Consider the following 12,190-nt stretch of genomic DNA (forward strand, 5'->3'; position numbering starts at 1 on the left):
CACGCAGATCCGGGTCCGCCGCATGGATGGGCAGGGCGGCCACCGGACAAACGCTGTTCATGACAACAACGTTGTACGGTTTGGAGAGTCGGTCGATGAAACGATGGGATGGAATGGGCGGGGTGCGTATCAAGGCGCTGGCCCTGACGATAGCGCTGGGCGTGAGCGCTACGGCGCACGCGCAGTCGAGCGTGACGCTGTACGGCATTCTCGACGCGGGTATCAGTACCGCACCCACGCCGACGGCGAGCACGGCGCGGTGAATCTGCAGAACTACGGCGTGCTGCCTTCGCAGATCGGTATTACCGGCACGGAGGATCTGGGCGGCGGTCTGCAGGCGATCTTTCGCCTCGAACAGGGGCTCAATCTCAACGATGGCACCGCCACGGTGCCGGGCCTCGCGTTCTTTCGCGGGGCATGGGTGGGGCTCAAGGGCGGCTTCGGCACGCTGACGCTGGGGCGGCAGTTCAGCGTGCTGTTCGATCGCACGGTGTTTTACGACCCGCTGCTCTACGCGGCATACAGCGGGCAGGGCGTGCTCGTGCCGCTGGCAGCGAATTTCATCGACAACGCCGTCAAATATCAGAGTCCGGATATCGCGGGCTTTAGCGGCGAGGCGCTGGCCGCGACGGGCGGCGTCGCCGGCAATTCGCGCTCGGGGCGCGTGCTGGAGGCGGGCGCGCAGTACGCGGGCAACGGCTTTGGCGTGAGCGCGGTGATCCATCAATCGTACGGTACGGTTTCGCCGGGCGTGGATACGTCCGCCGAGCAGCGCGTGGTTGGCGTGCTGGCTGCGCACTGGGACATCGACAAGCTCTCGCTCTATGGCGGCGGCGAACGCCTGACCGGCTCGCTGGAACCGGCGAAGACCGTCGCCTGGGGCGGCGCGCGCTATCGCTTCGATGCGGCACTGGGTTTCGCGGCCGGTATTTATCACACGTTTTCGAACACGCCGGGTGTGGGGCACCCCACGCTCTACATTGCGAGCGGCACCTATGCGCTTTCGAAGCGCACCTTCGCTTATTTGAACCTCGGCTACTCGCACAACAGCAGCGGCAGCACGCAGCCGGTCTACGAATACGACTCGCTGCCCGTCGCCGGTGTTTCGCAGTTCGGCGCGATGGCGGGTATGTCCCACACGTTCTGAGCCTCGCCACTTTCCTTTAAGCCCTGACGCCATGAAAAATCCCTCTACATCGTTTGCCGCGGTGGATGCCGCGCCGCGCGATTTCGCGGCTTCGACGCTGCTTTCGCTGGTCGTATTCGCAGCCATCACGCCGTTGCTGTTGCTGGTCGCGCCCGCTGTCGCGGCGCAACTGGCGGTGCAGCTCGGCCTGTCGGCCTCGCAGATCGGCACGTATTTTTTCGTCGAACTCGGCGCATTCAGCTGCGCGACGCTGCCTTCGCTGCTGTGGCTGGGCCGTGTCGACGCGCGTCGCGTGGCGGCCCTTGCGACAGCCGTGTTCTGCATCGGCAACTTCGCGACGGCGCTGGCGATGCCGGGCTTCGCGGGCCTGCTCGCGCTGCGCAGCGTCACGGCGCTGGGTGGCGGCACGCTGATGGTGCTTTGCATGACGAGCGCCGCGACCAGTGCGAACCGCGACCGCGTCTATGGTCTTTGGGTGGTCGGCCAGCTGGTGGCGGGCGCGTTGGGGCTGTTCCTGCTGCCGCACGTGTTTGCGGGTTACGGGCTGCGTGCGCTTTATGTCGTGCTGGGCGTGCTGGGGTTGTGCGCCGCGCCGCTCGTGCGCGGTTTCGATCCGGCGCTGGGTCGCGCCAGGCGCACAGGTTCGACTGCCAAGGCACAGGAGACGGGCACCGTGCGCGCTGCGCTCAATGCGTGCCTGGTGATTGGCGGCGTGCTGGCGTTCTACGTCGCAATTGGCGGCGTCTGGACCTTCGCGAGCAAGGCCGCCGCGCTCGCGGGTTTCGATGCCGCCCATACCGGCGAAGTGCTCGCGGCGGCCAGCGTGATGGGCATCGTCGGCGCGGGTTGCGCCTCGCTTATCGGCGGTCGCGTGGCGCGGCTCGCGATGCTGCTGACAGGTTACGCGATCCTCGCCGTCTCGCTGGCCGGACTCGCCGCGCAACCGGGCACAGCGGGCTATATGGCCGCCGTATTCGCCTTCAAGTTCGCGTGGACCTTCGTGCTGCCCTTTATCCTCGCCGCTGCCGCCAAACACGACGGCACGGGCAGGCTGATGGCCTCGCTGAATTTCGTGATCGGCGCGGGACTCGCCGCCGGACCGTTGATCGCGGGCGTGCTGCTCGATGCGGGCGCCACGCTCCCCGCGCTGTTCGCCGGCGCGGCGGCCATCAGCGTGATGTCCTGCCTTTGCCTGCTGCGCGTCGAGCGTGCCTGAAGTGCGAATCCCAATCCGGACGTTGATCGATAAACCAAACAAGAACCACCACCAGCAAGAGAAACTCATGAGCAAAACGGCATTCTTCACCGACGAACGCACCTTCTGGCACACGGGCGGCACCCACGCATTGTTCTTTCCGGTCGGCGGCTGGGTGCAGCCGCCCGCCGCGAGCGCTTACGCGGAATCGCCCGAATCCAAGCGCCGCCTGCTGGCGCTGATCCAGGCGTCTGGGCTGGCGGCCTCGCTCGACATGGGCAGCGCCAATGCGGCCAGCGACGACGACCTGTTGCGCATCCATCCGCGCGACTACCTCGAACGCTTCAAGGCGGCGAGCGACGCGAACGGCGGCGACCTGGGCGAGCTGGCGCCCTTTGGCAAGGGCAGTTATGAGATCGCAGCGCTCTCGGCAGGACTGGCGATGAGCGCGCTCGACACCGTGCTGGCGGGGCGCGCCGCCAATGCATTCTCGCTGTCGCGCCCGCCCGGCCATCACTGCCTGCGCGACAAGTCGATGGGTTTTTGCCTGCTCGCCAATATCCCGATTGCGATCGAAGCGGCGCGCGCCAGGCACCGCGTGGAGCGCGTGGCCGTGATCGACTGGGACGTGCATCACGGCAACGGCACGCAGTCGATCTATTACGACGATCCCAACACGTTGACTATTTCGCTGCATCAGGAAGGCTGTTTCCCGCCTGGCTACAGCGGCACGGAAGAACGTGGCGCGGGCGCGGGCGAAGGCGCGAACATCAATATTCCGTTGCTTCCGGGCGGCGGCCACGATGCCTGGCTCTACGCCTTCGAGCGCATCGTGCTGCCTGCGCTCAATCGCTTCAGGCCCGATCTGATCGTGGTGGCGAGCGGCCTGGATGCGAGCGCCGTCGACCCGCTCGCGCGCATGCTTCTGCATAGCGAGAGCTATCGCGCGATGACGCAACTCATGCGCGACGCCGCCGCTCGCCATTGCGGCGGGCGGCTGGTGGTGGTGCACGAAGGCGGCTATTCCGAGGCCTATGTGCCCTTCTGCGGGCATGCGATCGTCGAAACGCTGGCGGGCGTGCGCACCCAGGTGGAAGACCCGATGCTTGACCTCGCCATCCTGCAGCAACCGAGCGCGCGCTTTGCGGCGTTCCAGCGCCAGTTGATCGACGAAATGGCGCAGATGTTCGTGCGCTGATTGCGGCGGCGCGTTGTCATCCTTCTGGTTGATGCCGCGCAGCGGGGCGGCTCCGTAGAGTGTGAGTCGCCCCGCTGTGCAGCGCAAGGCAAGCGGCTTTCACACCTTATTGACGGAGTCCTCCTTATCATGACGTCCCAACCCGTTTTTATTCAGGTCGGCGCACTCGCCGAAGGTTTCGCGCCCGACAGCCATAGCCTCGCGCCATCGGCCGATCTGGAAGGCCGCCGATTGACACTCGAATTCGAGGGGCACGGTGCGACGACGCTGCATTTTGCCGGCGCGCAGCGCGTGGAAGTCGAGCGCAATGTCGGCTCGCAACAGCATCGCGCGCGTTATGAATGCCGGGTGAGTTCAGTGCGCAACGGCATCTATTTTGTCGATTACGTGGGCGCCGACGAAACGCTCATGGACGACAGCGGCAAGCCGCGCAACGTTTCGACGAGCTACGTGCTCGACCTGCGTCGCGCATTGTGCACCGTGGTGGTGGGCGCCTTGCCCAGCGAGGCCGAAACGCATATCGATGCCTTTACGCGCGTCGAACGCGGCATGGAATTGACCGGCGTTCAGGCGCAATTGCTTCACGGTCGCATTGCGGCGGGTGACGGCGTTGAACCGACGCAAGCCGCGCTGCACGCACCGACGCACGAGTTGATCGGCATGCGCAATCTCTACACCTATAGCGCGACGGAGCGCTACGAGCACGTCTATCTGAACGAGAACTTCTATGCGTGGCAGTGTTTGTCGGGCGTCGAAGCGGGGCTGGCCGATGTGGACCGCTGCCATATGATCGGTATCGACGAAAGGCTCTACCTGTTCGTATGGCGCGAGAAGATCGTGCCGACGCTTGGCGTCATCATGATCGACCTTGAACGCATGAAAACCGACGGCAAGATCTTTGGTTATCAGGGTAGCCGCTTCGATGCGTTGTCGAATTTCCCGGTGGGTGCGCATGCACAGGTGCTCAACGTCACGCGGCATCCGGCATGACTCGCGCGTTCGAGGGGCGCACCGTGCTGGTGACGGGCGGTGCTCAGGGAATCGGGCGCGGCATCGTGGAGGCGTTCGCGCGCGAGGGCGCGGCGGTGGCGGTTGCCGATCTGCAGGCCGAAGTTGCGCGTGAATGGCTGGAGAGGACCGATGGCGATTCGATGCGCACGCATCGTGCCTATGATGTCGATCTGGCGGAGCGTGAGCAGATCGATGCGCTGATTTCGCGGGTCGAGGCGGATTTTGGGCGGCTTGATGTGGTCGTGCATAACGCCGCGTATTTTCCGTTGACGCCTTTTGGCGAGATTACGCCGGATGTGCTGGGGCGCACGCTGGCGGTGAATCTTGGTGCGCTGTTCTGGCTGGCGCAGGCTGCTACGCCGGCGTTTGTGAGGCAGGGTGGCGGGCGTTTGCTGGTGACTTCGTCGGTGACCGGGCCGCGGGTTGCTTATCCTGGTCTTGCTCACTATGCCGCTTCGAAGGCGGGAGTGAATGGGTTTATTCGTGCGGCTGCGCTTGAGCTTGCGCCGTATCGTATTACCGTTAATGGCGTGGAGCCTGGGATGATTCGTACGCCCGCTATGGAGAATCTTGGTGATGCGGCTTTGAGCGAGCGGATTGCGGGGGCGGTGCCGCTTGGGCGGCTTGGTGAACCCGAGGATATCGCGGCTGCGATGGTTTATCTGGCTTCGCCGGCGGCCGCTTATGTGACTGGGCAGACTATTGTGGTTGATGGCGGGGCTACGTTGCCGGAGGCTTCGGTGGCGGTTTTGGGTTGATTTTTTTGTTCGTTTGTTTGTCGCGTTTCCTTGTGTTCGTGTCGGTCTATTAGCGTTGCCCCTGTGCGGGGCGGCACCTACTTTTCTTTGCCGCGGCAAAGAAAAGTAGGCAAAAGAAAGCCGCTACCACCGCCAGTGCTTCGCGGTACACCTACAGCCTATAAAACAGAGTGGCGCCCGGACAGCGCCCGCATCACGCGCCCAATATCGGAGTGGTGACGCCCGCACATCCGGGGGCGCTGCGCGCCCCGTGGGGCATAACGCAAACCGCAGGTTTGCGCTTTCCCTGGCATACCGAACCGTTGTGAGCGCAGCGAACAACGGGATGAATGACTGCTTTGTCACTCCGATATTGGGCGCGTGGTGGGAGCAATGCCCAGTCACCACTCCGTCGATGGGCGAGAGGTGGACGGCGTCAATTTAGCGGTTTGAGCGGCTTTCTTTTGCCTACTTTTCTTTGCCGCGGCAAAGAAAAGTAGGTGCCGCCCCGCACAGGGGCAACGCTAATAGACCGACACGACAACAAGGAAACGCGACAAAAAAGAACAAGGAAACGCGACAACCAAAAACCACTAAACCCGCTCAAACGCCAAAGTAGGCACATCAACAACCGAAGCCCCCCCATCCGCCACAATCACCGCCCCAGTAACAATACTCGCAGCATCGGAAGCCAGAAACCCACAAACCCGTGCAATCTCCTCAGCACCAGCCGCACGCCGCATAGGCACCTCAGCACAAACCCGCGCATAAGCCTGCTCAAGCGTCTCCCCATACCGCTCGATAAGCGGCAGCATTTCCTCATCGGCCATCGGCGTCCTGACCCACCCCGGACACACCGCATTGACCCGCACCCCTTGCGGACCATAATCACGCGCAAGCGAGCGCATCAGCCCGATCAGCGCGTGCTTGGCGGTGGTGTAACCGCACACCCCAGGCCCTGCCGCCAGCGAAGCAATCGACGCCACCATCACAATAGAACCCCTGCGCGCGATCAGCTGCGGCAGACAGGCTCGCGCACTCACGAACGCCGTATCCAGGTTGGCGCGCATCGCACCGGCCCAATCGTCGTCGCCGGTTTCCAGAGCGCTGCCCGCCCCCAGCCCTCCCGCACAAGCAATCAGGCTCGCGACTCCACCTTCAACCGCCAGCGCAGCATTAAACCGCTCCCAATCCGCAGCGCTCGCAGCGTCGCCTTCCAGCACGATGCCGCCCGTCTGCGCCGCGACGCGCTCAAGCGGCGCACGACGGCGTCCGATCAGCGCGACGCGCGCGCCCTGAGCGGCAAAAAGCCTGGCGCAAGCTTCGCCGATTCCGGTGCCTGCACCGGTAATCACCACGCAGCCCTGTTCGGGCGAATAGAGGGATGTCATGCCGATAGCTCCTGAAGTGTTAGTACCGCATTGGTGTGCGCGCAGTCTAGGCCGCGCGCGCCGGCGGGCCTATCGGGCAAAAGGATGACAAGGCGCATGCGTCCGCACAAAGCCAGGCGCGTACCCGTTTGCCAATTTGCGCTCACACCTTGGCGCCCGGCGTGCCTAGCATCGTCGATACCGACCGTCCGGCAAGGACCCCAGGACCGCAAGACCACCCGAGCACGGAGACCGCTCATGCCCACGCAGGACCGCCGCGCCGCCGCGCTGGAAACGGCCGTCGCCACGCTCGCGAAGCTGGCGCGCCCGGGCGCGACCGTGTTCTACCGGATCGGCGCCGACCAGCAGCCTTCGAGTTTCGAGCTCTTTGGTCTCGCGGAAACCATGCATCGCACCTGGCTGCAGCGTTACCTGGTGCTGGACCCCATGCATCCGTCGCGCTATCTGCGTCAGCACGGCAATGTGCTCACGCTCGCGCTTGCATTGCCCGAGGCGCTGCGCGGCGATTCCGTTTACTGGCGTCGCTTCCTGCAACCGCATCGCGTGGTGGATGTGATGGAGGTGCTGCTGTGCGACGAGGGCCGCGTGATCGGCGCGTTTTCGCTGCTGCGCTTCGCTCCGGATGCGCCGTTCACGCAGCACGAAATCGATCACGCGGGCGCTGTGCAGCCTCTGCTGGAACTCGCGCTCGCACCCGTGCTGCGCAGCGAAAGCGCGATCCATGCCGCCGCAACCGGCGATGACGCCGAGGCGCCGCGCCTCACGCATCGCGAGGAACAGATCGCGCGCCTGGTACGCGACGGGCTTTCGAACAAGGCGATTGCACGCGATCTGGCGCTTTCGCAGCCCACCGTGAAGACACATTTGCTGCGCATGTTCCGCAAGCTGGGCGTGTCGAGCCGCACGGAACTGATCGGCGCGCTGTTTCTTTGATCTGCTATCCCAACGAGGCTTGCACGATGAATATCCGCGCGCCCTTGCTCAATGACGCCGACGACGCAGCGCCCGCTACGTATGACGAATCCGCACTCCTGCTCTACGCGGTAGCCGCCGTAGCCGTCGAACCCGCGGGCGAGTCTGGCTGGTTCCGCCGCTGCGCGCACGCGGGCGCGGTGGTGATTTCACGGGCGGAGGATGTGCCCGACGTGCTGCTGCGCCTGCCCGACAGCTGGAATATCGCCGATGCCGCGCGCTGCCGTGGTCTGCACGACGATCCCGATATCGTCGCCGTCGATCCACGCTTCAGGCATGGCGTCGACGATACGGCCTTTGCCATCGTCGCGCATGACGACGGCCGGCGTCATGTTCTCCTGATGCAGGTGAACGCCGCCGAAGCCGTGCTGATGCCCGAGCGGGCGTTTCGCGAACGCGATGCTTTCGAGCGCTGCGTGTGGCCGTAGCGGCGGGCGCGGTGCTCAGGTCGGCGATGAACGTTTACCCGCATCGCACGGCGATCTGCCAATTTGCGCTAACGCCCGCTCACTCGCGCACCTAAAGTCGGCGTCAGAAGCCGTGCCCGCCCGCGCGGGCCAGGCGCTTACCGGGTACCCACTGTGTGACAAGCGAGAGATTGACGATATGAGTAGCGATGCGAAGGTCCGGGTCAACGACAGCGTGCGTGCGTTCGTCGCGCGCGAACATGGCCTCTTCATCAACGGCGGCCCGCAGCCCGCGCAGAGCGCGAAGCGTGTCGAGGTGTTCGATCCGTCCACGGGAGAGGTGATCGCCACCGTCCCCGATGCCGATGCCGCCGATGTCGGCCGTGCCGTCTCCAACGCGCGCGAGGCGTTCGATGCGCGTGTCTGGAGCGGTCTGCGTCCCGCCGATCGCGAGCGCATCCTGCTGCATCTGGCCGACCTGATCGAAGCCAACGCCGAGGACCTCGCGCAGCTCGAAACGCTGGAGCAGGGCAAGTCGATCAACATCTCGCGCGCGATCGAAGTGGGCGCGACCGTTGAATACGTGCGTTACATGGCCGGCTGGGCCACCAAGATCACCGGCGAAACGCTCGACGTGTCGATTCCGTTCCCGCCCGGCGCGCGCTACACGGCGTTCACGCGCAAGGAGCCGGTCGGCGTGGTTGCGGGCATCGTGCCGTGGAATTTCCCGCTCATGATCGCGGTGTGGAAGCTGATTCCGGCGCTCGCGGCAGGCTGCACCATCGTCATCAAGCCTTCGCCCGAAACGCCGCTCACGGCGCTGCGCCTCGCGGAAATCGCCGTGGAGGCGGGCATCCCGCCGGGCGTCTTCAACGTCGTTACCGGCGCTCGCGAATGCGGCGCGGCGCTGGCCTCGCATCCCCAGATCGCGAAAATCTCGTTCACCGGCTCGACGCCTACGGGCAAGCTGATCGGCACGGCGGCCGTGCAGAACATGACGCGTTTCTCGCTCGAACTGGGCGGCAAGAATCCTGCGGTGATGCTGGCCGATGTCGATGTCGATCAGGCCGTGCAGGGCGCGCTGGCAGGCGGCTTCCTGAATCAGGGGCAGGTGTGCGCGGCGGCTTCGCGCATCTATATCCATCGCAGCAAGTATCGGCAGATCGCCGACGCTCTCGCCGATGTCGCGCGGTCGATGACGCTCGGTGCCGGCCTCGATCCCAACGCGCAGATCAATCCGCTCGTTTCCGCGCAGCATCGCGAGCGCGTGGAGCAGCATATCGCGCGCGCTCATGCCGATGGTTTGCGCTTCCTCGCCGGCGGCACGCGCGTCGATCATCCGGGCTACTACGTCAATCCGGCCGTGATCGCCGATGTGCCGCACGACGCCGCGCTGGTGCGCGATGAAGTGTTCGGCCCGGTGCTCGCGCTGATTCCCTTCGACGATCCCGCCGAGGCGCTGCGTCAGGCCAACGATTCGCCTTATGGTCTGGCCGCCAGTCTCTGGAGCAACGATCTGCGCACGGTCATGAATCTCGTGCCGCGTATCGAGGCGGGCACGGTCTGGGTGAATTGCCATGTGCCGCTCGATCCGTCGATGCCGTTCGGCGGCTACAAGCAATCGGGCATGGGCCGCGAGTTCGGCAAGTATGCGGTGGAAGGCTTCACCGAAACCAAATCCATCTGCATCGCGCACTGAAAAGCGCATCCGAAGGAGACACCATGAGCAATCAATCCGCCTTCTGGCATCCGATGATCCACCCCGCCGAGATGCAGCGGCGCACGCCAATCCGTATCGTGCGCGGCGACGGCTGCTGCGTGTTCGACGAGCACGGCAAACAGCTGGTCGACGGCGTGGCGGGGCTCTGGAACGTCAACATTGGCCATAACCGCCGCGAGGTGAAAGAGGCCATCACCACACAACTCGACGAGCTCGAATACTTCCAGTTGTTCGACGGCATTTCGCATCCGCGCGCCGAGGAGCTGTCGCGCCTGTTGATCGAGATGCTCGAACCCGAAGGCATGACGCGCGTGACCTATAGCTCGGGCGGCTCGGACGCCGTGGAGTCGGCGCTCAAGCTCGCGCGCCAGTACTGGAAGCTCGAAGGCCAGGCCGATCGCACCAAGTTCATCTCGCTCAAGCAGGGTTATCACGGCACGCATTTCGGCGGTGCGTCGGTCAATGGCAACACGGTGTTTCGCCGCAATTACGAGCCGAATCTGCCAGGTTGCTTCCATGTGGAAACGCCGTGGCTTTACCGCAATCCGTTCACGCAGGACCCGCAGGAGCTGGGCCGTATCTGCGCCGAAATGCTTGAGCGCGAGATCCTGTTTCAGAGCCCCGACACGGTCGCCGCCTTTATTGCCGAGCCGGTGCAAGGCGCGGGCGGCGTGATCGTGCCGCCGGAAAACTACTGGCCGCTGATCCGCGAAGTCTGCGATAAGTACGGAGTCCTGCTGATTGCCGACGAGATCGTGACCGGATTCGGCCGCACGGGCAGCATGTTCGGCAGCCGTGGCTGGGGCGTGAAGCCGGACATCATGTGCTTCGCGAAGGGGATTTCGTCGGGCTATATCCCGCTGGGCGCAACGGCCTTCAACGCGCGCATCGAACAGGCTTTCATGAAGAACGCCGATTTCACCGGTGCGCTGATGCACGGCTACACCTACGCGGGGCATCCGGTGGCGTGCGCGGCGGCGCTGGCGAATCTCAAGATCGTCGCCGAAGAAAACCTGCCGGCCAATGCGGCGACCCAGGGCAAACATCTGCTCGAAGCCTTGCGGCCCTTTGCGAAGCGTTATGCCGCGGTTGGCGACGTGCGCGGCAAGGGGCTGATGGTGGCGCTCGATCTGGTCAAGGACAAGGCTACGCGCGAGCCGATCGAGCCGAGCGACGGCTACGCCAGTCGCGTAGCGGAAATCGCGCGCGAAAACGGCGTGCTGGTGCGTCCGGTGGGTACGAAGATCATTCTTTCGCCGCCGCTCGTGATCGAGACCGCGCAGATCGACGCCATTGCGCGGGCGCTGGCGGCGGGCTTCGAGGAGGCCTGAATTCAGGCATTTTTTTCTGGCAAGCGCTGACCCGTTTTCATCCATTAATATTCGGCTATTAAACTTCGTCGATTAAAATGCTGTTGATTCATGCAGGAGACAGCAGATGGATTTCAGGGTCAGCGCGCTTGCCGATGTGCATGATCATTCGCTCGCCATGAATGGCTGGGAGCAGGTCTATCGTCAGATGACGCCGGGCCGCTACGAAAGCCGCGTCGTGCAGGCCTCGTCGGGGGAATTTCATTTTTTCCGTGAGCAAACCAACCGCCGGGTGGTGCAGGCAGGCGTCTCGCCTGCGGGCTTTGCCTCGCTCGCGGTGCCGCTTTACGCGCCGGTCGTGGGCACCTTCCAGGGCCAGAAGGTCGACGGCTATGCACTCATGCAGCTCGGCCCCGGCGAGGAATTCCGTTTCTACACGCCCGAGGCCATGCACTATGTGGGCGTGAGCCTGCCCGCGGAGACCATGTTCGAACTCGTCGCCGTGACCATCGGCGAAGAGGCCGCGCGCCAGTTGCGCCGCAACGTGGTGCCGTTTCCGGCCGAAGCTGCCCAGGCGCTGCGCCAGCGCCTTGCCCCTTTTCTCGATGCGAGCGAGCGCGATGGCGCTGCGTTTGCGCATCCGGCTTCCATCAAGCGCTTCCAGGACGAGGTGCTGAGCGTGCTGCTCGGCCTGCTCGAAAGCGCGACGGGGCTGCCTTCGCGCGACCTCACGCACGCCACCTATAGCGACATCGTCAAACGCTGCGAGCGCATCACCGAGGACAACACCCAGGAATCCCTCACGGTGCTCGATTTGTGCCGCATGCTGCGCTGCAGCCGCCGCACGCTGCAAACGAGCTTCCAGCGCGTGGCGAACGTCACGCCGGTGGAGTATCTGCGCTCGATCCGCCTGAACGCCGTGCATCGCCTGCTGCGCTCCACCAGCGCGGACGAACTGCGGATCGGCGACGCCGCCGCGCGCTGGGGCTTCACGCACCTTAGTTATTTCGCGCGCGAGTATCGCGATCTGTTTGGCGAACTGCCTTCGCAAACGGTGCGCAAGGGCTGAGGGCCGCGCCCGTCGTTTTACCCGCTATTTTTC

General features: G+C 64.5%; 10 protein-coding genes and 1 pseudogene. 10 read left to right on the plus strand and 1 reads right to left on the minus strand.

Annotated features, from left to right (window positions below; translation table 11 throughout):
• The first annotated feature begins 113 nt into the window (after positions 1 to 113).
• The 5 genes and pseudogenes from F4827_RS25405 to F4827_RS25425 all read left to right on the plus strand — a co-directional run bounded on the left by F4827_RS25405 (position 114) and on the right by F4827_RS25425 (position 5,309).
• Positions 114 to 1,147 (plus strand): annotated as a pseudogene (locus F4827_RS25405) (porin).
• Positions 1,148 to 1,178: 31 nt separating this feature from the next.
• Complete coding sequence (locus F4827_RS25410) at positions 1,179 to 2,363, plus strand: MFS transporter (RefSeq protein WP_183727956.1); 1,185 nt, start codon at positions 1,179 to 1,181, stop codon at positions 2,361 to 2,363.
• 67 nt (positions 2,364 to 2,430) lie between these two features.
• Complete coding sequence (locus F4827_RS25415; RefSeq protein WP_183727958.1) at positions 2,431 to 3,540, plus strand: class II histone deacetylase; 1,110 nt, start codon at positions 2,431 to 2,433, stop codon at positions 3,538 to 3,540.
• 129 nt (positions 3,541 to 3,669) lie between these two features.
• Complete coding sequence (locus F4827_RS25420; RefSeq protein ID WP_183727960.1) at positions 3,670 to 4,530, plus strand: MoaF C-terminal domain-containing protein; 861 nt, start codon at positions 3,670 to 3,672, stop codon at positions 4,528 to 4,530.
• Positions 4,527 to 5,309 carry an SDR family oxidoreductase gene (locus tag F4827_RS25425; protein WP_183727962.1) on the plus strand — a complete coding sequence of 261 codons (783 nt, stop codon included), beginning with the start codon at positions 4,527 to 4,529 and terminating at the stop codon, positions 5,307 to 5,309. Before F4827_RS25420 ends, F4827_RS25425 begins: the two co-directional genes overlap by 4 nt.
• A gap of 572 nt (positions 5,310 to 5,881) precedes the next feature.
• On the opposite strand, the gene F4827_RS25430 is transcribed toward F4827_RS25425, so the two are convergent.
• Positions 5,882 to 6,679 carry an SDR family NAD(P)-dependent oxidoreductase gene (locus F4827_RS25430; protein ID WP_183727964.1) on the minus strand — a complete coding sequence of 266 codons (798 nt, stop codon included), beginning with the start codon at positions 6,677 to 6,679 and terminating at the stop codon, positions 5,882 to 5,884.
• Positions 6,680 to 6,916: 237 nt separating this feature from the next.
• On the opposite strand from F4827_RS25430, the gene F4827_RS25435 reads away from it, so the two are divergent.
• The 5 genes from F4827_RS25435 to F4827_RS25455 all read left to right on the plus strand — a co-directional run bounded on the left by F4827_RS25435 (position 6,917) and on the right by F4827_RS25455 (position 12,157).
• Positions 6,917 to 7,612: a helix-turn-helix transcriptional regulator gene (locus tag F4827_RS25435; protein WP_183727966.1), complete on the plus strand. Its 696-nt coding sequence runs from the start codon at positions 6,917 to 6,919 to the stop codon at positions 7,610 to 7,612.
• A gap of 26 nt (positions 7,613 to 7,638) precedes the next feature.
• Complete coding sequence (locus F4827_RS25440) at positions 7,639 to 8,079, plus strand: hypothetical protein (protein ID WP_183727968.1); 441 nt, start codon at positions 7,639 to 7,641, stop codon at positions 8,077 to 8,079.
• Positions 8,080 to 8,257: 178 nt separating this feature from the next.
• Positions 8,258 to 9,757 carry an aldehyde dehydrogenase family protein gene (locus F4827_RS25445; protein WP_183727970.1) on the plus strand — a complete coding sequence of 500 codons (1,500 nt, stop codon included), beginning with the start codon at positions 8,258 to 8,260 and terminating at the stop codon, positions 9,755 to 9,757.
• A gap of 23 nt (positions 9,758 to 9,780) precedes the next feature.
• Entirely contained in the window at positions 9,781 to 11,109 is a 1,329-nt protein-coding gene (locus F4827_RS25450) for an aspartate aminotransferase family protein (RefSeq protein ID WP_183727972.1), read from the plus strand.
• Positions 11,110 to 11,215: 106 nt separating this feature from the next.
• Entirely contained in the window at positions 11,216 to 12,157 is a 942-nt protein-coding gene (locus F4827_RS25455) for a helix-turn-helix domain-containing protein (protein WP_183727974.1), read from the plus strand.
• Positions 12,158 to 12,190: the final 33 nt, after the last annotated feature.

This window comes from Paraburkholderia bannensis (genome assembly GCF_014200455.1).
Classification (GTDB): Bacteria; Pseudomonadota; Gammaproteobacteria; order Burkholderiales; family Burkholderiaceae; genus Paraburkholderia; species Paraburkholderia bannensis_A.